At 69.7% G+C, this 19,597-nt stretch carries 15 protein-coding genes; 9 read left to right on the plus strand and 6 right to left on the minus strand.

The window, feature by feature from the left end; all coding sequences use genetic code 11:
• Positions 1–38: 38 nt before the first annotated feature.
• Both ABZ810_RS43735 and ABZ810_RS43740 read right to left on the minus strand, forming a co-directional pair.
• On the minus strand, positions 39–1,868 hold the full coding sequence (locus ABZ810_RS43735; protein ID WP_358413379.1) for a glycoside hydrolase family 18 chitinase: 1,830 nt from the start codon (positions 1,866–1,868) through the stop codon (positions 39–41).
• 299 nt (positions 1,869–2,167) lie between these two features.
• Complete coding sequence (locus ABZ810_RS43740; protein WP_358413381.1) at positions 2,168–3,607, minus strand: cyclic nucleotide-binding domain-containing protein; 1,440 nt, start codon at positions 3,605–3,607, stop codon at positions 2,168–2,170.
• Positions 3,608–4,608: 1,001 nt separating this feature from the next.
• Here ABZ810_RS43740 and ABZ810_RS43745 point away from each other — a divergent pair.
• Both ABZ810_RS43745 and ABZ810_RS43750 read left to right on the plus strand, forming a co-directional pair.
• Positions 4,609–5,475, plus strand: a complete 867-nt coding sequence (locus ABZ810_RS43745; protein ID WP_358413382.1) for a helix-turn-helix transcriptional regulator — start codon at positions 4,609–4,611, stop codon at positions 5,473–5,475.
• Between the two features lie 290 nt (positions 5,476–5,765).
• Positions 5,766–5,951 (plus strand): DUF397 domain-containing protein, encoded by a 186-nt coding sequence (locus ABZ810_RS43750; protein ID WP_358413384.1) that lies wholly within the window; start codon positions 5,766–5,768, stop codon positions 5,949–5,951.
• A gap of 249 nt (positions 5,952–6,200) precedes the next feature.
• On the opposite strand, the gene ABZ810_RS43755 is transcribed toward ABZ810_RS43750, so the two are convergent.
• Together ABZ810_RS43755 and ABZ810_RS43760 are read right to left on the minus strand one after the other, a co-directional pair.
• The gene (locus ABZ810_RS43755; RefSeq protein WP_358413385.1) at positions 6,201–6,845 is read right to left on the minus strand and encodes a response regulator transcription factor; all 645 of its coding nucleotides are present in this window, start codon (positions 6,843–6,845) and stop codon (positions 6,201–6,203) included.
• Complete coding sequence (locus tag ABZ810_RS43760) at positions 6,797–8,101, minus strand: sensor domain-containing protein (RefSeq protein WP_358413387.1); 1,305 nt, start codon at positions 8,099–8,101, stop codon at positions 6,797–6,799. The genes ABZ810_RS43755 and ABZ810_RS43760 overlap by 49 nt, the downstream gene beginning before the upstream one ends.
• 186 nt (positions 8,102–8,287) lie before the next feature.
• Here ABZ810_RS43760 and ABZ810_RS43765 point away from each other — a divergent pair, with 186 nt between their 5' ends.
• The gene (locus ABZ810_RS43765) at positions 8,288–10,909 is read left to right on the plus strand and encodes a Tex family protein (protein ID WP_358413389.1); all 2,622 of its coding nucleotides are present in this window, start codon (positions 8,288–8,290) and stop codon (positions 10,907–10,909) included.
• A 9-nt stretch (positions 10,910–10,918) separates the two neighbouring features.
• Here ABZ810_RS43765 and ABZ810_RS43770 read toward each other — a convergent pair whose 3' ends face one another.
• Complete coding sequence (locus ABZ810_RS43770) at positions 10,919–12,217, minus strand: hypothetical protein (protein WP_358413391.1); 1,299 nt, start codon at positions 12,215–12,217, stop codon at positions 10,919–10,921.
• A 290-nt stretch (positions 12,218–12,507) separates the two neighbouring features.
• On the opposite strand from ABZ810_RS43770, the gene tig reads away from it, so the two are divergent.
• The 6 genes from tig to ABZ810_RS43800 all read left to right on the plus strand — a co-directional run bounded on the left by tig (position 12,508) and on the right by ABZ810_RS43800 (position 19,308).
• Positions 12,508–14,034, plus strand: coding sequence for a trigger factor (gene tig, locus ABZ810_RS43775; RefSeq protein WP_358413393.1), 1,527 nt, complete (start codon positions 12,508–12,510; stop codon positions 14,032–14,034).
• 217 nt (positions 14,035–14,251) lie between these two features.
• Positions 14,252–14,884, plus strand: a complete 633-nt coding sequence (locus ABZ810_RS43780; protein ID WP_358413487.1) for an ATP-dependent Clp protease proteolytic subunit — start codon at positions 14,252–14,254, stop codon at positions 14,882–14,884.
• Between the two features lie 30 nt (positions 14,885–14,914).
• Positions 14,915–15,586 (plus strand): ATP-dependent Clp protease proteolytic subunit, encoded by a 672-nt coding sequence (locus tag ABZ810_RS43785; RefSeq protein WP_358413395.1) that lies wholly within the window; start codon positions 14,915–14,917, stop codon positions 15,584–15,586.
• Between the two features lie 173 nt (positions 15,587–15,759).
• Positions 15,760–17,034: an ATP-dependent Clp protease ATP-binding subunit ClpX gene (gene clpX, locus ABZ810_RS43790; protein ID WP_358413397.1), complete on the plus strand. Its 1,275-nt coding sequence runs from the start codon at positions 15,760–15,762 to the stop codon at positions 17,032–17,034.
• A gap of 766 nt (positions 17,035–17,800) precedes the next feature.
• A complete protein-coding gene (locus ABZ810_RS43795) occupies positions 17,801–18,901 on the plus strand; it encodes a MarR family transcriptional regulator (RefSeq protein WP_358413399.1) in 1,101 nt (366 codons plus the stop codon).
• Between the two features lie 29 nt (positions 18,902–18,930).
• A complete protein-coding gene (locus ABZ810_RS43800) occupies positions 18,931–19,308 on the plus strand; it encodes a VOC family protein (RefSeq protein ID WP_358413401.1) in 378 nt (125 codons plus the stop codon).
• Between the two features lie 73 nt (positions 19,309–19,381).
• Here the strand turns inward: ABZ810_RS43800 and ABZ810_RS43805 are convergent, their stop codons facing one another.
• A complete protein-coding gene (locus ABZ810_RS43805; protein ID WP_358413403.1) occupies positions 19,382–19,576 on the minus strand; it encodes a hypothetical protein in 195 nt (64 codons plus the stop codon).
• Positions 19,577–19,597 lie beyond the last annotated feature (21 nt).

Here is a 19,597-nt window from a genome sequence, read left to right on the forward strand (position 1 = left end):
GGGCCCGAGCCTCGGCTCGACGTGGTGGGGTCGCGTCGTCAGCCGAGGCCGTTCTTCAGCGCGGTGATGAGCTCACCGTTGGAGGTGTCGCCGCTGAGCTCCCAGAAGAAGGACCCGCCCAGACCCTGGTTCTTGGCGTAGGTCATCTTCCCGCCGATGGTGGCGGGGGTGTCGTAGCTCCACCACTGGTTGCCGCAGTGCGCGTACGCGGTGCCGGCGACGGTGCCGTTGGCCGCGCAGCGCGTCTTGAGGACCTTGTAGTCCTCGATGCCCTGCTCGTAGGTGCCGGGCGCGGGACCGGAGGCGGTGCCGCCCGGTGCGGCCTGCGTGACGCCCTGCCAGCCGCGGCCGTAGAAGCCGATGCCGAGCAGCAGCTTGTTCGCCGGGACGCCCTTGGACTTGAGCTTCTGGATGGCGGCGTCGCTGTTGAAGCCCTGCTGCGGGATGCCCGGGTACGAGGTGAGCGGCGAGTGCGGGGCGGTCGGGCCCTGCGCCGCCCAGGCGCCGAAGAAGTCGTACGTCATCGGCAGGTACCAGTCGACGTACTGCGCGGCGCCGCCGTAGTCGGCCGCGTCGATCTTGCCGCCGCTCGAACCGTCGGCCGTGATGGCGGCGGTGACGAGGTTGCCCGACCCGAACTCGCCGCGCAGCGCCGACATCAGGTTCTTGAACGCGGCGGGCCCGCTGGTGTCACAGGTGAGACCGCAGGCGTTCGGGTACTCCCAGTCGATGTCGATGCCGTCGAAGACGTCCGCCCAGCGCGGGTCCTCGACCAGGCTGTGGCAGGAGTCGGCGAACGCGGCCGGGTTGGCCGCCGCCTGGCCGAAGCCGCCGGACCAGGTCCAGCCGCCGAACGACCAGATGACCTTGATGTGCGGGTGCTTCTTCTTCAGCTTGCGCAGCTGGTTGAAGCTGCCGCGCAGCGGCTGGTCCCACGTGTCGGCCACGCCGTCCACGCTCTCGCCGGCGGTGTAGGCCTTCTCGTAGTCGGCGTAGCTGTCGCCGATGGTGCACCGGCCGTTCTGCACGTTGCCGAACGCGTAGTTGATGTGCGTCAGTTTGGCCGCGGAGCCGCTCGTGTCGATGTTCTTGACGTGGTAGGCGCGCTGGTAGACGCCCCACTGCGCGAAGTAGCCGATCACCTTGTCACCGCCCGGGCCGGGACCGGGCCCGCCCGCGTCGGTGGTCACGCTCACCGCGCCGGACGCCGCCGAGGAGTTGCCGGCCGCGTCCTTGGCCTTGACGGTGAACGAGTAGGCCGTGCTCGCCGACAACCCGGAGATCGTCGTACTGGTGCCGGTGACCGTGTCGGCCAGGGTGCCGCCCCGGAAGACGTCGTACCCTGTCACGCCGACGTTGTCGGTCGAGGCGTTCCAGGCCAGCGAGACGCTGCTGGACGTCTTCGCGGTGGAGCGCAGGTTGCCGGGCGCGGTCGGGGCCTGGGTGTCGTCACCCGGCCCGCCCGTCCCGTCGCAGGTCGCACCGTTGACCTTGCAGCCGGAGATCCAGCCGGGCCCGGTGCCGTTGAAGCCGAAGCTCGCGCTCGCCCCGGCCGCCAGCGTGCCGTTCCAGCCGACGTTGGTGAAGGTGTAGTGGTCGCCCGAGACGGCCTTGGCGGCGTCCCAGGTGGAGCCGATGGCCGTCCCGGCCGGGAGGTCGAACTCCATTTTCCAGCTCGGGATGGACGCCGTGGTGCCGTTCTTCACGGTGCACTGGCCGCCGAAGCCGGTGCCCCAGTCGGAGGTCTTCGTACAGGTGGCGGTCACCGCCGCGGCCGACGCCTGGGGCGCCGCGACCAGTGACCCGGCCATCGCGATGATCAATGCGCCGGCCAGCCCTATCGCTCGCCGCCCGCGGGGTCTGGACATGGTTCTCCTCGTTCAGTTCACCCCGAACCAACAGGAACCCCGAATCGATGGAGCACTCCATCACTCTTAGGAAAGTTTCCTAAGAGTTGTGGGGATCGTAACCGTGCCTCCGTGGCCCTTCAAGGCCTCGTGACACCACGCTTCAAGACCACCCACTGGTCCTGTCACCGGCCTGCGGATGTCCGGTGACCCAAGACCAGACCCCCGAGAATCGGACATCTAAAGGCGTCGATTTCGGGCGCAATGAATTCGGCGTGCCGGAGGCCTCCGCCGGGACCTGTGATCATGAGTCCCCGGCGTCAGGGCTCCAGCATCGGCCTGTTGAGCTTCATCCAGGCGGTGAAGTGGGTCTCCTTGACCGTGTCCGCCACCTCGCAGTACCCCTCCCGCTCTCCCGGCCCCATCGTCAGGATGACGCTCTCGAAGACGTAGCCCGAGGCCAGGACGCCGAGCAGCGCGCCGGACGCGCCGACCGCGTCGCGCAGCACGTCGGCGTTCAGCATCCGCGCCGACCTGACGAGCGCGTCCCCGGAGGGAACGCCCCTGCGGTGGGTCGTCAGCGGCCCGACCGACACGGCCGCGCGCAGCCGAATCTGGACAGGGGGCGCCGAGCGGCGGTGATGCGTCTTGAGCAGCGCGAGCAGGATCTCCAGGGACCGGACGACCTGGGCGGTCGCGACGCTCGGGGGAGCCACCACCAGCAGCTCGTCGCCGACCTGGCGCGGGTAGCAACTGCGCCAGGGGATCCCGGCCCGGAGGAAGCTCTGCCGCACCATCTCCAGGTGCCTCTCCTCGATGTATGACCGGTCCTCCTCCGTCCTGTCGGGGGACGCGTAGCCGACGACGTCGGTCACGACGATCGTGCAGTTCTGCCTGTCCACGTCCGGGAACCCGTCGCCGTCCTCACCCGCGTCATCGTCCCCGCCGCCCCCCGAATCGCCGGACCCGCCCGGGAACGTGGTGCCGCCGCCCTCCGGGCCGGGCCCGCCTGGTGCCTGCCCCGGTCCCTCGGTCAGCCGGTCGTAGATCTGGTTCTCCACGATGTCGAGCACATGCGGATGCCGGCTGATGAAGCGCGCGAAGGACGAGGTCGGCAGCCAGAGGGCCTCGACCGTGTCGAGGGCGATGATGGTCGCCGACCGCACGTTCACCTTGAGGGCGGCCCGCTCTCCGATCAGCTGGCCCGGCCCGCGTTCGCCGAGAAGCAGTTCCCGGCCGCCCTCGGTGACGGAGATCTTCGTCCAGCCGGAGAGGATGATCAGCACGAAGTGGGCCGGCTCGCCCTCGCTCACGAGCGTCGCGCCGCGCACGAACGTGCGCCGCGTGGACATCGAGCGCAGCACCTCCCGCTCGGCCTCTCGCAGCACCTCCCAGAAGGTCGCCCGGGGCTTGCGCCGAGGGCCCCGGGGCGGCTCTGGGTCAGGCCCGGTGCCCGGCTCCGCGTCGGGCCCGGAGCCAGGCCCCGCGTCAGGTTCGGCGGCGGACCCGGAGGCCGGCCCGCTGAGCGCCCGGCTCAACGCGGGGCCGAACTCGGGGCCGTTCGGCCCGGAGGCCTGGTGGGTCGTGCCCGCGATCGCCCAGGCGTCGCGGACGTCGGTGAGCAGCCGGGTCCAGCCGAGCACCCACCGGACCAGGAGCACGATCATGCAGAAGACCGCCGCCATGGCGAGCGGGTCGCCGCGTCCGGCCAGGAGGCAGACCAGTGCCGCGGTGCCGGCCGAACCGAGACCGCCCAGCAAGGACAGGGCGGTCTGAAGTCCCGTTTCATGCTCGTGAACGGGTTTCTGTATACCAAACGGCGCATTCTGGTGATGGTCACCGTGTGGTTCTCTTCGGATGTGCTGGATGGGGCTCTGCGCGGCCTCTTTGGTCTTTCCTGGCCGCTGCTTTCTCAGGGGCATGGGGGGAACCTTCGAACCAGTTCAAAAGTTGCGAATATCCGCGGTGGCCGGAAGCTGCCAGTTGCCGTTCTCCCAGGTCCGATGGCCGCGGGGAGGGCATCGCGGTCCCCCTCTTGGTAGCCCGCCGAACGGTGGCTACCATGGGTGAACCGGTTTGCCCATTGGCCTGGTCAGGTATCGGATGGTCGGTTAGTGGCCGACTGTCCGTTCCGTTTGGCGGAAAACGGCCGGTATGTGCGTGCCTGCAAGCACCTCATGTGGCCGATCTGACCAAAGCGTTTGCGTGAACGGTGTGGAGGGTCGCATTCGTCGCACTGATCCCAGTTGGCTGGATACCTTCGGATCAGTGAGAGACGGATGCGGCCCTTTGTGCGTGTGGCGATTCGCCATGCTTCATGTCGCCTCCTCGATCGTCGTTGAGCGATTCGGGCTGAATGCGGCTGGCCGCAAACCAAGGGTCGGCTCGGCTTGTCCGGCGGCCGCTCGTCGTGATCCCGTTCGGTCCGGCTGTCGCCGGAAGTCCGTGACGAAGATCCACCTTGGAGTGTAGCATGTCGATACCGGACAGTCTGGTTCACGCCAAACTGTTCTCCGGTAGATTGGGGGCATCCAAGTTGCCACCTGTCACATTGGCCGGTAGCATCGGCCCCTCTCGGCAACGGCCAGGGCTTGTACGAGGCGCCGAGATGCGATATGGCGATCGGTAAACCCGTGATGCCGGACTGTCGGGGTTCGAATGTCGTAATCCGGCAGGAGGCGAAATGCTACCTGGCACGCGCAGTTAGGCCGCGCGAGACTACTGGTTTGACGGCATCGACTACGGAGGGTGGGTCACGATCATGGCGGTAGACCAGGGACCGGTCGTGCAGAGCGCGATCCTCCGGAGTGATCTGGTCCGGATCCGCAGGGAGAAATCGCTGACCCAAGAGCAGGTCGCCGATCGGCTGGAATGGTCGCCGTCCAAATTGATCAGGGTCGAGGGCGGGCGAAGTTCGATCACGAAGGTCGATCTGGACGCGCTGCTCACGCTGTACGGGATCACGTCCGAGAGTCAGCGGGAGCGGCTGCAGACCCTCAACCGCGGTGCACGGGCCAAGGCGTGGTGGGACGACTTCAAAGGCGACAGCTCGGCCACCTACCTCAACTACGTGGGCTATGAGGCGGGTGCGGCGTTCATCCGCCAATACCAGTCCTCGGTCGTGCCCGGCCTGTTGCAGACCCGCGGCTACTCGGAGGCGCAGACCGCGGTCTTCCTGTCCCCGGCGCGGGTCGGCGGCGTGGTCAATTTCCGGATGCGGCGCCAGGAGGAGCTGGCCAAGCGTGCGGAGCGGCCGCGGCGCTACTTCGTCGTGGACGAGGCGGTCATCCGCCGGCACATCGGCAAGTCGCGCGATCCGGCCATCATGCCCGCGCAGCTCCGCCACATAGCCGAGCAGGTGGAGCTCGACGACCTTCTCACCTTCCGCATCATCCCGTTCGACGCGGGCGAGCACGCCGGGCTCACCGGCCCGTTCACGCTGCTCGAGTTCGACGGCGGCCTGTCGGACATGCTCTACCTCGACACGGGCCGTGACGTCTCCATGGTCATGGGCGACGATCCTCAGGTCGGCAAGTTCGCGTCCGATTTCGAGGCGCTTCTGGAGGTGGCCCTCTCCGCCGGCGAGTCGCGGGACTTGCTGCTGGCCGCAGCCGAGGAGATGTCCTGAGCGGCCCTCTCCGGCCGTAGGTCCCGTTTCGCCGCAAACCGCGTCCGGTTCCTCACCGGCGTCCGAACAACCACCGGCGGCAAAGCGCGGTGGGTGATCTTGTTTGGGCCCATAGGCGAGGAAAGGTGAACGGTTTACACTTAACGTCGGAAATCACCCACAAGGCCGTGGGCTCGTGCGCCCTGCCCGACCCTTGGTGGCCGGGTGTCGTTCGGCTCGATTCGCCGGGGGTGCGGGCCGACGCGGCGAACGGAGGGTCGTGGATGGTTGCCCGGCCGAACTGTCGCTCCATGATCGCTTGGCGGAAGAGCGGAAAGAGCGCCGATACCGGCGATTGCGTGGAACTGGCACGTCACGGCGAGTCGATCCTGGTCAGGGACTCGCGTGACCGTGACGACAAGATCCTCACCCTGACTCCCGCCCAGTGGGGGCGGCTCGTCACCCGGATCCGCGACGGTGAGCTGGACGGTGCCTGACGCCGGTCTCATCGCACCCTGGGCAGGCTCGCCTTCAACGGCCGGGCGGTTATCCGGCGCCCCAGTTCTTGTGGCCGGTGGTACGCCGTTGATGCCGCGAGCCTGCTTTTGCCGCCGTCGCCAAGGCGACGGGACTTACCCCTCAGTTGTGCCGTGTGACACAAACGAAAAGGGCCGGACGCGCTTGACTGCGCACTTTTCCGGATGGACCCGCGCCCACCCTGTCCGGGTGATGGCCAAAGCGGTGCACTAGGCGTTGAGGTAGGTGATGACGGCCAGGACGCGGCGATTGTCGTCTTCGGACGGGGGGAGGTTGAGCTTGCCGAAGATGTTGTTGGTGTGCTTGCTGATGGCCTTCTCGGTGATGAAGAGCTTGGCGGCGATCGCGGCGTTGGAGCGGCCCTCGGCCATGAGCTCCAGGACCTCGCGTTCGCGCGGCGTGAGCGCCTGGAGGGGCTCCTCGCGGGCGCGGCGGGTGAGGAGCTGCGCGACGACGTCGGGGTCGAGGGCGGTGCCGCCGGCGGCGACCCGGCGGACGGCGTCCACGAACTGGCTCACGTCCGACACCCGGTCCTTGAGCAGGTAGCCGATGCCGCCCGAGCTGTCGCTGAGCAGCTCGCGCGCGTACAGCTGCTCGACGTGCTGGGAGAGGACGAGGACGGGCAGGCCGGGGATCTCCTTGCGCGCCTCCAGGGCGGCGCGCAGGCCCTCGTCGGTGAACGTCGGCGGGAGCCGGACGTCCACGACGGCGACGTCGGGCCGGTGGGCGGTGAGCGCGCGGAGCAGCGAGGGGCCGTTGTCGACCGCCTCGACGACCTCGAACTGGAACGCCTCGAGGAGGCGGATCAGTCCGTCCCTGAGGAGGGCAAGGTCCTCGGCGATGACAACGCGCACGGGAGCTCCATGGTCACGACGGTGGGTCCGCCGGGCGGACTGGTCACGACCATGGTCCCATCGAAGGCGGCCAGACGGCGTTCGATTCCGCGCATGCCCGAGCCCGCCGCCGGGTCCGCGCCGCCCGTCCCGTCGTCGCCGATGATCATCTTGAGCGCGCCGCCCGAATGGTGCACGTCGATCCAGGCGCGCTGGGCGCCGCTGTGCTTGGCGACGTTGGCGAGCATCTCGGCGACGGCGAAGTAGGCGGCCGACTCCACCGGCGCCTCCGGCCGGCCGGCCAGTTCGATGGTGACGTCGACCGGCAGTGGCAGCGAGAGGGCCAGGGCGCGCACGCCGCCGTCGAGACCGCGTTCGGCCAGGACGGGCGGGTGGATGCCGCGGACGAGGTCGCGCAGTTCGGTGAGCGCGGTGCCGCTGGCCTCCCGGGCCTCGGCCAGGAGTCGCTGGGCCGCCTCGGGGTCGTGTTTCATGAGCTCCTCGGCCAGGCCGATGTTCATGCTGAGCGCCACCAGGCGGGCCTGGGCGCCGTCGTGCAGGTCGCGTTCGATGCGGCGCAGCTCGGCGGCGGAGGCGTCCACGGTCTCCGACCGGGTCGCGGTCAGCTCCTGGACGCGGCGTTCCAGCGCGGCCCGGGTGGGGGACAGCAGCGAACGGTTGAACAGCGCGTGCGCGTTCAGGATCCGCGGCCCCAGAGGCAGCCCGATCACCACGAGGAGCGCGCCCAGCACGACCGAGCCGGCGATGCCGACGAACCCCCAGTCGTCCAGCGTCCAGAACGGCCCCCAGCCGTAATCGGCGACGCCGCCGATCCAGGGCGCGACCAGCATGCCCTCCACCCCGTACACCACCATGGCCGCGGGCAGCAGCCCCAGGAGCAGGCCGACGGGGACGTTCAGCAGCGACCACAGCACGTCCCGCCAGGTCGCGGGGTCGCCGAGGAGCCGGGCGAGCCCGCGGAACGGGTTGCCCGAAGGGCGCGGATCGGGCCGGTAGGGCGCCGGGATCCGAACGCCCGACCATTCGGCGGCCCAGGCCCGCTGCTGGTCGGCCAGAGTGCGCAGCGCACGCAGCACCGGGGGCAGCAGGAAGACGCCGACGCCGACCAGGATCAGCGCGAACGACACCACGGAGAGGATGAACAGCGGGAGACCGGCCGCGAACGCGAGCACGACCTGGACCAGGCCGCGCACGCCCGACACGAACCAGCGGCTGATCAGGCCGCCGGGGGCGGGCCCCTCGTCGTGGTCGATCACGGCTCCTCCTCCGTCGTCCCGCCTGCCGATCACCCCATTCTGGTCCGTCCGGCGCGCGGGGGGAGTGGTGCTAGGCCCCCGGTCCGGGGGGCCCGAGCCCCACCGGCCGCCCCTTCGACGCGACAAGTCAGGTCGCTTCCTGGACAATGCCAGGGCGTATCCAGGGGAGAGAGCGGGATTCCAGTCGTGACAGCGTCCATCACTCAGACAGGCACCACCGGCACCGAACCGGTCCCGATCAGCCGGCGCATCGCCGACGAACTCGGCGTCCGCGAGGGGCAGGTGCGGGTCGCCGTCGACCTGCTCGACGGCGGTTCGACGGTGCCGTTCATCGCGCGCTACCGCAAGGAGGCCACCGGAGCCCTCGACGACGCGCAACTGCGCGCGCTGGAGGAACGCCTGCGCTACCTGCGCGAGATGGACGAACGGCGGGCGGCGATCCTCGAGTCGATCGAGTCGCAGGGCAAGCTGACCGACGAGCTGCGCGCCCAGATCACCGGGGCCGACACCAAGGCGCGGCTGGAGGACATCTACCTGCCCTACAAGCCCAAGCGCCGCACCAAGGCGCAGATCGCGCGCGAGGCCGGCCTGGAGCCGCTCGCCGACCTGCTGCTCAGCGACCCGTCCACCGACCCGCAGGCCGAGGCCGCCGGGTACGTGGACGAGGAGAAGGGCGTCGCGGACGCGGGGGCGGCGCTGGAGGGCGCCCGCGCGATCCTGGTCGAACGTTTCGCCGAGGACGCCGATCTCATCGGCGCGCTGCGCGAGCAGGTGTGGTCGCGCGGCCGGGTCGTGTCCAAGGTGCGCGAGGGCAAGGAGGAGGCGGGCGCCAAGTTCTCCGACTACTTCGCGTTCGCCGAGCCGTTCACCAAGCTGCCCTCGCACCGGATCCTCGCGCTGTTCCGCGGCGAGAAGGAAGAGGTCCTCGACCTCGACATGGAGCCGGAGCCCCCGGAGGAGGTGCCCGAGGGCGGCCGCAGCACGTACGAGGCGGAGATCGCCCGGCGCTTCGCCATCGTCGACCAGGGGCGTCCCGCGGACCGCTGGCTGGGCGACGCCGTGCGCTGGGCCTGGCGCACCCGCATCCTGGTGCACCTCGGCATCGACCTGCGCACGCGGCTGCGGCAGGAGGCCGAGGACGAGGCGGTCAAGGTGTTCGCCGCCAACCTGCGCGACCTGCTGCTCGCGGCGCCCGCCGGGACGCGCGCGACGCTGGGCCTGGACCCCGGTCTGCGCACCGGCGTGAAGGTCGCGGTGGTGGACGCGACGGGCAAGGTCGTCGCCACCGACGCGATCTTCCCGCACGAGCCGCGGCGCAAGTGGGACGAGTCGATCGAGACGCTGGCCCGGCTGGCGCGCGAGCACAAGGTCGACCTGGTCGCGATCGGCAACGGCACCGCCTCGCGGGAGACCGACAAGCTGGCCGCAGACCTGATCTCCCGGCACCCCGACCTCGGCCTCACCAAGATCATGGTGTCCGAGGCGGGCGCGTCGGTGTACTCGGCGTCCGCGTTCGCCTCGCGCGAGCTGCCCGAGCTGGACGTGTCCCTGCGCGGCGCGGTCTCGATCGCGCGACGGCTCCAGGACCCGCTGGCCGAGCTGGTCAAGATCGACCCGAAGTCCATCGGCGTCGGCCAGTACCAGCACGACCTGTCGGAGGTGAAGTTGTCGCGCTCGCTGGACGCCGTGGTCGAAGACTGCGTGAACGCCGTGGGCGTCGACGTCAACACCGCGTCCGCGCCGCTGCTGACCCGGGTGTCGGGCATCGGCGAGAGCCTGGCCGAGAGCATCGTGTCCCACCGCGACGCCAACGGGCCGTTCCGCACCCGGTCGGGCCTGAAGGACGTCGCGCGGCTCGGGCCCAAGGCGTTCGAGCAGTGCGCGGGCTTCCTGCGCATCCCGGGCGGCGACGACCCGCTGGACGCCTCCAGCGTGCACCCCGAGTCGTACCCGGTGGTGCGCCGCATCCTGGACTCCTCCGGTGGCGACATCAAGGGGCTCATCGGCAACACCGCGGCGCTGCGCGCGCTGAAGCCGCAGAGCTTCGTGGACGACACGTTCGGGCTGCCGACCGTCACCGACATCCTCGCCGAGCTGGAGAAGCCCGGCCGCGACCCGCGTCCCGCGTTCAGGACGGCCACCTTCAAGGAGGGCGTCGACAAGCTCGCCGACCTCGAGGCCGGGATGGTCCTGGAGGGCGTCGTCACCAACGTCGCCGCGTTCGGCGCGTTCGTGGACGTGGGCGTGCACCAGGACGGGCTCGTCCACATCTCGGCGATGTCCAACAAGTTCGTCGAGGACCCGCGCGACGTGGTCAAGCCCGGCGACATCGTCCGGGTGAAGGTGCTCGACGTCGACCTCCAGCGCAAGCGCATCTCGCTCACGCTGCGGCTGGACGAGGAGTCGCAGCAGGGCGGCGGCCGTGAGCAGGGCGGTGGCGGCGGTCGCCGTGGCGACAACCGCGGCCAGCGGGGCGGCGGCGGCCAGCGCGGTGCCGAGCGCGGTGCCGAGCGCGGTGCCGGCCAGCGTTCCGGGGGCCAGCGCGGTGAAGGCGGCCAGCAGCGCAGCGGTGGCGGTGGCGGCGGCGGTGGCGGTGGCGGTCGCGGTGGCCAGCAGGGCGGCCGTGGCGGTCAGCAAGGTGGCCGCGGTGGTCAGCAGGGCGGGCGCAGCGGACGCGACTCCGGCTCGGGCGGCGGCTCGGGCGCGATGGCCGACGCTCTGCGCCGCGCCGGCCTCGACAAGGGCCTCCCGGCTCAGCGTGACGGTGGCAGGGGCGACGGGGGCAAGGGGCGCGACAAGCGCAAGTGACCGGCCCGGTCAGCGGTCGTGGTGCCCCGGCGCCGGGTCGGGGTGCTGCGGCCGCTGGTCGTCGCGGTCGTACGGGCCGCGTCCGAGCAGGTCGTCGGCGTACGGGCTGTAGACCGGCGGCGGCGTCTGCTGCGCGGGATACCGCCCGTGCGCCGCGTCCTCGTAGGGGGCCTGCGGCGGCACGTTCGACATGTTCGGCTCGGCGTGCGGCTGGGCGGCCTGGGCGGCCGGGTGGTGGCCGGAGTGGCCCGGGTGCCGCGCGTCCGGCCGGTGGACCGGCTGCTCCGGCGGGGTCGGCGCGGCCAGCGGCGACGGGCTCGCGAGCGGGATCCCGCCCAGCGGATCCCGGACGAGCGGCGCCTGTGTCAGCGTGCCGCGCGAGGCGGCGCCCGCCTGCCCGAACGGATCCTGCGCCGGGGCGGGCTCCTCGTGCTCCGGGCGGTCCTCGTCGGCCAGCGGCTGGTGGCGCGGGAACTGCAGCACCGCGATCGCGCCCAGCGCCAGCGCGGCCAGCCGCAGCGAGAAGTGCTCGAAGTCGCTCGGCCAGGGCTCGGCGTACATGAACGTGCCCATGAGCAGCAGGTACGACTTGGCGCTGACCGTCATGACGGTCGCCACGATCGTCACCCGGCAGCGCTGGAACGCGGCGACCATGATGCCGAAGCCGAGCGCGGCGGCCAGCACCGTCACGTACGGGTACGGCGTCGCCAGGATGTCCAGGCCGGTGGCGCCGGAGTCGCTCCAGCCCTTGATCGCCAGCTCCGCGGTGCCGACCGGGAAGCCGGAGCTCAGCCCGTACGCGATCCCGGTGATCGGCCGTGCGTGCCGGCCGTCCGGGCGGTAGTCGCTCAGCACGATGATGACCAGCGGCACCAGCACCGCCGGGCCGACCACCACGCCCAGCTTCCAGAGCGGGACGTCGACGGCCTCCAGCGGGGGCGGGTTGCCGATCGACAGCGTGAGCAGCCCGACGGCGGCGCCGATGAGCACCAGGCTGAGCCATTCGCGCGGCGTCATGCGCTCGCCGAAGAAGACGATCGCGATCAGGACCAGCGGGACGACCCCGGACATGAAGATGGGCACGGCGATGCCGAGGGAGAGCTTGCTCAGCGCGAGGATCTGCAGGCTGAGCCCGCCCAGGACCAGCGCCAACCCGACCAGGAAGATCCAGTTGGTGACGATCACCCAGACCATGTGCGGGATCCGGTTGCCCCGGACCGGTTCCATCCGGTCCGCGGCGAGCTTGAATATGGCGAACCCGACGTAATACAGACCGGTCGCCCCAAAGGCCGCAACTATCCCGTTCATCCCGAACGAGTATGAGGGGTGACGTGCTGCATGTCACACCCTCCGACAACATCCGTCACAGATTGAGATCGCCACGGGGGAGGGGCGCCGGGTGTGTCCGCACTTCGGGCGGTCTTTATCCGCCACCGATGGCCGCAGCGGGCCGCCGGACCCCATAGACTTGGCGCGCGAGGCGCGGCGCCGGTTCTTCGGCGTGCCCGCGCCCGACCCTAGAGACTGATTGGCTGAGTACGCGTCGAACGTCGAACGCCGCGGCCGAGACAGCGCCGGATCCAAGGAGACCTACCCCAGTGAAGACCGATGTCGAGGAGCTGACCCCCACGCGGGTCAAGCTCACCGTCGAGGTTCCGTTCGACGAGCTCAAGCCGAATCTCGACAAGGCGTACAAGGAGATCTCGCAGCAGGTCAGCATCAAGGGCTTCCGCCGCGGCAAGGTCCCCGCCCCGCTCATCGACAAGTACGTCGGCCGGGGTGCGGTCCTGCAGGAGGCCGTCAACGACGCGCTGCCCGAGCTCTACGGCCGCGCGGTCGAGGAGAAGGAGCTGTTCGTCCTCGGCCAGCCCGACGTCGAGGTGACCGAGCTCAACGACGGCGAGCAGTTCGCGTTCACCGCCGAGGTCGACATCCGGCCCAAGTTCGAGGTGCCGGACTACGACGGCCTCGAGGTCACCGTCGACACCGCCGAGATCACCGACGAGCAGATCGACGAGACCGTCGACAACCTGCGCGAGCGGTTCGCCTCGCTCACCACCGTCGAGCGCGCCGTCGAGGACGGCGACTTCGCCACCGTCGACCTGGCCGCCACCATCGACGGCGAGGACATCGAGGACGCCTCCACCAGCGGCTACTCCTACGAGGTCGGCAGCAAGTCGGCCATCGAAGGCCTCGACGACGCGCTGGTCGGCCTCTCGGCCGGCGAGAGTAAGACGTTCACCAGCACCCTGGTCGCCGGCGAGCGCGGCGGCGAGGAGGCCGAGGTCACCGTCACGGTGCAGTCGGTCAAGGTCAAGAACATGCCGGAGCTGGACGACGACTTCGCCCAGATGGCCAGCGAGTTCGACACCATCGGCGAGCTCCGCGACGACGTCCGGGGCCGGCTCGAGCGGCAGGGCCGCATGCAGCAGCTGTCCGACGCCCGTGACAAGGCGCTCGAGGCCCTGCTGGAGAAGGTCGACATCCCGCTGCCGGAGAAGGTCGTCGACGAGGAGATCTCGCGGCGCAACCAGCAGCTGGAGCAGCAGCTCCAGATGGCCGGCATGACCAAGGCCGACTACCTCGCCGACGAGGAGAAGTCCGAGGAGGACTTCGACAAGGACGTCGCCGACGCGGCCGCGCTGGCCGTCAAGGGCGGCTTCGTCCTCGACCAGCTCGCCGTCCAGGAGGAGCTCAACGTCGAGAACGAGGAGCTCAGCGAGTACGTCGTCACCCAGGCCATGCAGATGGGCGTCGCCCCGCAGCAGCTGGCCCAGTACCTCACCGAGAACAACCAGCTCCCGGCCATCGTGTCGGAGGTGCTGCGCAGCAAGGCCCTCAACCTCGTGGTCGAGCACGTCACGATCAAGGACGAGGCCGGTGAGGTCATCGACGTCGAGGCCGTCCGCCGCGAGCTGAACGGCGAGACCGACGCCGCCGACGCCGACGCCGCCGCCGACGCCGACGCCGAGGTCGCCGACACCGACACCGAGACCGAGGCCGCCGAGGCCACGGACACCGACGCGGACGAGGCGGACGCCCCGGAAGCCGCTGAGGCCGCCGCTGACGAGACTCCGGCCGCCGACGCCGCCGAGGCCAAGGAAGCGGAGAAGAAGGACGCCTGACGCGCCCTGAGGCCCTCCTGAGCCCGGCCTGGGCCGCCCGAACCCGCCCAGGCCGGGCTCAGGCGTTTCCCGGGGACCGCGTCCCGGTGGAAGCGAGCCGGTTCGGCGCACTACGCCCCCAGCGAAAAGGCGGCCCCTTCGGCATGAACGGTGGCGGGGGCGCGTTAATGTCCAATCATCCGAACCGATAAAAGGACCGGAGGAACACCCGGTGAGCATGCCTCCGACTTTCGACGAGTCGTCGCCGATCCAGGCGCGGGTGGCCGAGGCGCCCCTGCTTCCCCTGGGTGAGCAGCTTTTCCAGCGCCTGCTGCGGCAGCGGATCGTCGTGCTCGGCCAGCAGGTCGACGACGACATCGCCAACCGCATCTGCGCCGAGCTGCTTCTGCTGTCCGCAGAGGACGGCCGCCGCGACATCACGCTCTACATCAACTCGCCCGGTGGCTCCGTCACCGCGGGCATGGCGATCTACGACATCATGCAGTACGTCCCGAACGACATCGTGACGGTCGGCATGGGCCTGGCCGCCTCGATGGGGCAGTTCCTGCTGTGCGCCGGCACCACCGGCAAGCGCTTCGCCCTGCCGCACGCGCGGATCATGATGCACCAGCCGTCCGGCGGCATCGGCGGCACGGCCTCCGACATCAAGATCCAGGCCGAGCAGATGCTGTACGTCAAGAAGACGCTCGCCGAGAAGATCGCCGAACACACCGGTCAGCCGCTGGACCAGATCGAGCGCGACTCCGACCGCGACCGCTGGTTCACCGCCGCCGAGGCCAAGGACTACGGCTTCGTCGACCACGTGGTGGAGAGCGCGACCCAGGTGCCCTCCGAGGGCCCCGTCTCCTGACGACCTGAATCTTTTATCGGAGGCACACAAGTGAGCGACCTGATCAGGCCCAACCTCGTCACGGCGGGGTCGCCGGCGCCCATCGACAACCGCTACATCATCCCGTCCTTCGTCGAGCGCACCACGTACGGCGTCAAGGAGATGAACCCGTACAACAAGCTCTTCGAAGAGCGGATCATCTTCCTCGGCGTCCAGATCGACGACGCGTCGGCCAACGACGTGATGGCCCAGCTGATCACGCTCGAGTCGATCGACCCGGACCGCGATATAAGCATCTACATCAACTCGCCCGGCGGCTCGTTCACCGCCATGACGGCGATCTACGACACGATGCAGTTCGTCAAGCCGGACGTGCAGACCGTCTGCATCGGCCAGGCCGCATCGGCCGCGGCCGTCCTCCTCGCCGCGGGCACCAAGGGCAAGCGGGCGGCCCTGCCCAACTCGCGGATCCTGATCCACCAGCCGGCGACCGAGGGCTCCTACGGCCAGTCCAGCGACATCGAGATCCAGGCGCGCGAGATCATGCGGATCCGTGAGCTCCTCGAGGAGATCCTGGCCGAGCACAGCGGCAAGAGCATCGACGAGGTGCGCCGGGACATCGAGCGTGACAAGATCCTGACTGCTGATGAGGCCAAGACGTACGGCTTGATCGACGACGTCTTCGTCAGCAGGAAGCGCAAGGCCGAGGTAGTGTCGTCCTGAGACGGCACCCGGACGAGGGAAACCCCCAGCCCGGTCGTCATACTTCCGGGCGAGGGGCTTACCAAGTCCGTTGGAGGCGGTAACGTCGATTCCAACGTCGAGAGCCTTCGGGACTGAAGCCGAGCTGCGCCGCATCCTCTAGGCGGGCGGCCCCACGAAAAGGAGACAGTTGCGTGGCACGCATCGGCGACGGTGGTGACCTGCTCAAGTGCTCGTTCTGTGGAAAGAGCCAGAAGCAGGTCAAGAAGCTCATCGCGGGTCCGGGCGTGTACATCTGCGACGAGTGCATCGATCTCTGTAACGAGATCATCGAGGAGGAGCTCTCCGAGACCTCCGACCTCAAGTGGGACAGCCTGCCCAAGCCGAGGGAGATCTTCGACTTCCTCGACTCCTATGTGATCGGGCAGGAGACGGCCAAGAAGGCCCTCTCCGTGGCTGTGTACAACCACTACAAGCGGATCCAGTCGGGCGACAACAACAGGGACGACGCGGTCGAGCTGGCCAAGTCCAACATCCTGCTGCTGGGGCCGACCGGATCCGGCAAGACCCTGCTCGCGCAGACGCTCGCCAAACTTCTCAACGTCCCGTTCGCCATCGCGGACGCCACGGCCCTCACCGAGGCCGGCTACGTGGGCGAGGACGTCGAGAACATCCTGCTGAAGCTGATCCAGGCGGCCGACTACGACGTCAAGAAGGCCGAGACCGGGATCATCTACATCGACGAGGTCGACAAGATCGCTCGCAAGAGCGAGAACCCGTCGATCACCCGGGACGTCTCCGGTGAAGGCGTCCAGCAGGCCCTGTTGAAGATCCTGGAGGGCACCACCGCGAGCGTTCCGCCCCAGGGCGGCCGCAAGCACCCCCACCAGGAGTTCATCCAGATCGACACCACGAACGTGCTGTTCATCTGCGGTGGCGCCTTCGCCGGGCTGGAAAAGATCGTCGAGTCCCGTGTCGGCAAGCAGGGCATGGGCTTCGGTGCGGTCATCCGTTCCAAGACCGAGTTCGACGAGTCGGTCAACGTCCTCGCGGACGTCATGCCCGAGGACCTCCTCAAGTTCGGCATGATCCCCGAGTTCGTCGGCCGCCTCCCAGTGATCACCAGCGTGCACAACCTGGACCGTGAGGCTCTGATCAACATCCTCACCGAGCCCAAGAACGCGCTGGTCCGCCAGTACCACCGCCTCTTCGAGCTCGACGGGGTCGACCTGGAGTTCACCGACGACGCCCTCGAGGCGATCGCCGACCAGGCCATCCTCCGCGGCACCGGCGCCCGTGGCCTCCGCGCCATCATGGAGGAGGTCCTCCTCTCCGTGATGTACGAGGTCCCGTCCCGCCACGACGTGGCCCGCGTGGTGATCACCCGCGAGGCGGTCCTGGAGCACGTCAACCCGACCCTCGTCCCCCGCGAGCGCACCAAGCGCGAGCCCCGCGAGAAGTCGGCCTGACCCACCCGCACAACAACCGACGCCAGGGCAGTGACCAAAGGTCACTGCCCTCCGTCATATCCACCCCTGACAAGCCCACCCCGGCCCGCCCGCGCACAACGTCAGGCCTCGTCGTGCCCAGGGCCCGGCATGCCCGGGCCTGGAACGCTCGGCCCCCGCCACGTCCGCGCCTGCCACGTCCAGCCCGGCCTGCCACGTCCACGCTCACCACGTCCGACCTCGTCGTGTCCTGAGCCGGGCACACTCGGGCCTGGCACGCTTGGCCCGTCATGTCCGCGCCCGGCGCGTTCGGGCCTGGCAGACTCGGGCTGGTACATCTGAGCCTGGAACGTCCGGCCTCGCAGGCCCAGTCCGCCACGTCCAGGCTGGTACGTCATAGCTCACCGGCCGCGGCATGTAGGCGGTGCGGAGTGTCCGGGCGCCATGCCCGCTTTCGGGTGCCTGCTGTGCCGGCGGGCAGAGGTACGGCCGCCGGACGTCCCGCGTAGCGAGCCCGACATCGTCCACTTCGCCCGCCCCTGAACCGCCCCGGAGCATCCCACTGGCATATACGCGTTCCCGCATGTTCGACCCGGCACCTCCGCAGCTGCACCTCTGGGGCGGCACGTTCGGCTCGACACGTTCGGGAGGCACGCTCGGCCTGGCGCGTCCGGCTTCTACGTCCGGCCTGGCACGTCCCGGGGCGGCACGGTCGGCCGGGCGCGCCTGGAGTGAATTCCATCAATCTGTATTGATGTATCAAACTCATTTGATGTAGTTTCGGGGTATGGAGGCTGCACGCTCGGCTGAGATTCCGGCGCCGCCGGAGGTCTTTCTCTTGCTCGGTCACGAGCTGCGCTGGCGCCTGCTGGCCGAGCTGGCTCGAAGCGACCGCCAGGTCCGCGAGCTGGCCGCCTTGGCGGGCCAGCCCCAGCCGCTGGTCTCCTACCACCTGGGCCGCCTGCGTTCCGCCGGGCTGGTGGCGGTCCGCCGCAGTTCGGCCGATCGCCGCGACCTCTACTACCGCATCGACCTGGAACGTTGCGGCCGCCTCCTCACCAACGCCGCGACCGCCCTCCACCCGGCTCTGGCCCCGTCCCTGTTCGCGCACCACCCCCTGTCGCTGACGCGCTCCCAATCCCCGCCACCACCACCAACGTCGCCTCAGCATTCGTCCCTGCCGGCTGCGCCGCCTCAGGCCTCGTCTCTGCCGCCAGCATCGCCCGGGCATTCACCCCTGCCACCAACGGGCCCCCGGCGCTCGTTCCCGCCGGTGTCGCCCGCGAGATCGCCATCGTCGGCAACGCCTCCTCGACACTCGCTGCCGCCAGCGCCGTCCCGGGGTTCGGCCTCGCCGTCAGCGCCGTCCGAGGGTTCAGTCCTGCCGACGGCGCCATCCCAGCAGGCGTGTGGGGCTTGGCCGGCGACGCATCTGGGGTCGGCGCGGTCGGGGGAGGACGTGGAGCGGCGGCCTGCAGGGGTTCTGTTCTTGTGCACGGGCAACAGTGCGCGGTCGCAGATGGCCGAGGCCCTGCTGAACCGGCATGGCGGGGGTCTGGCCGAGGCGGTCAGCGCGGGGAGCCACCCCAAGCGGCTGCATCCGGACGCGGTGCGGGTGATGCGGACCTACGGGCTCGACATCGGCGGGCGGGAGGCCAAGCACTTCGACAGGTTCGCGACGCGGCGGTTCGACTATGTGATCAGCCTGTGCGATCGGGTGCGGCGGGTCTGCCCCGAGTTTCCCGGGCCGCCCGAGCTGATCCACTGGAGCATTCCCGACCCCTCGGCGGCGGATGGCGGGACGGCGTTCGAGGAGACCGCCGCCGAGCTCGATACCCGAATTCGTTTCCTGACCTGTCACATCACCTCGACACCCCGGCCGGGCTAGACGGCCGGGGGAACGGAAGGAGAACGACGATGTCCGACGAGCTGGTCAGCGTCCGTTACATGGTCGACGACGTGCGCGAGGCCGTCGACTTCTACACCTCGCACCTGGGCTTCGACGTGCGCTTCGCCGCGCTGCCCGCGTTCGCGGACGTGGTCCGCGGCAACCTGCGGCTGCTGCTGAGCGGGCCGGAGTCCTCGGCCGGACGACCGATGCCCGACGGCGTCAAGCCCGGTCCGGGCGGCTGGAACCGCATCCATCTGATCGTCGACGATCTGGAGGCGGAGGTGGGCAAGCTCCGATCGGCGGGGCTGCCGTTCCGCAACGACGTGGTCACCGGGCCCGGCGGGTCCCAGATCCTGCTCCAGGACCCGTCGGGGAACGTGGTGGAGCTCTTCCAGCCCGCGTAGGGACCACCAAGGAGGGATCACCGCGTGAGGGCCCCCCGCGTGGGGGCGCTCGCGTGGGGTCACCGGGTGGGAGTCAGAGGCCGATGATCGCGAAGATGATGCCGCCGATGATGTGAGCCAGGGCGGTCACCACCAGGCCGACGATGAAGATGTACTTGGCCGTCGGGTGGCCGAACTGGGAGCCCGGCCGCTCGCCCTGGGCCGAACGGTCCAGGGCCTGCTGCTCCAGCGTCTCCAGCGACGGCAGGAACGACGGGCGCTTGGGCATCGCGTCTCCTTCGATTAGTGC

It is taken from the genome of Spirillospora sp. NPDC047279, from assembly GCF_040643285.1.
In the GTDB taxonomy this organism is placed as follows: Bacteria; Actinomycetota; Actinomycetes; order Streptosporangiales; family Streptosporangiaceae; genus Spirillospora.

Excerpts from the sequence above, each read along its gene's own strand:
- ABZ810_RS43780 (WP_358413487.1), top strand. The coding sequence starts at position 14,252 with ATGCCTCCGACTTTCGACGAGTCGTCGCCGATCCAGGCGCGGGTGGCC.
- ABZ810_RS43750 (WP_358413384.1), top strand. The coding sequence starts at position 5,766 with ATGATCGCTTGGCGGAAGAGCGGAAAGAGCGCCGATACCGGCGATTGC.
- ABZ810_RS43770 (WP_358413391.1), bottom strand. The coding sequence starts at position 12,217 with ATGAACGGGATAGTTGCGGCCTTTGGGGCGACCGGTCTGTATTACGTC.
- ABZ810_RS43735 (WP_358413379.1), bottom strand. The coding sequence starts at position 1,868 with ATGTCCAGACCCCGCGGGCGGCGAGCGATAGGGCTGGCCGGCGCATTG.
- ABZ810_RS43800 (WP_358413401.1), top strand. The coding sequence starts at position 18,931 with ATGTCCGACGAGCTGGTCAGCGTCCGTTACATGGTCGACGACGTGCGC.
- ABZ810_RS43795 (WP_358413399.1), top strand. The coding sequence starts at position 17,801 with ATGGAGGCTGCACGCTCGGCTGAGATTCCGGCGCCGCCGGAGGTCTTT.
- ABZ810_RS43745 (WP_358413382.1), top strand. The coding sequence starts at position 4,609 with ATGGCGGTAGACCAGGGACCGGTCGTGCAGAGCGCGATCCTCCGGAGT.
- ABZ810_RS43805 (WP_358413403.1), bottom strand. The coding sequence starts at position 19,576 with ATGCCCAAGCGCCCGTCGTTCCTGCCGTCGCTGGAGACGCTGGAGCAG.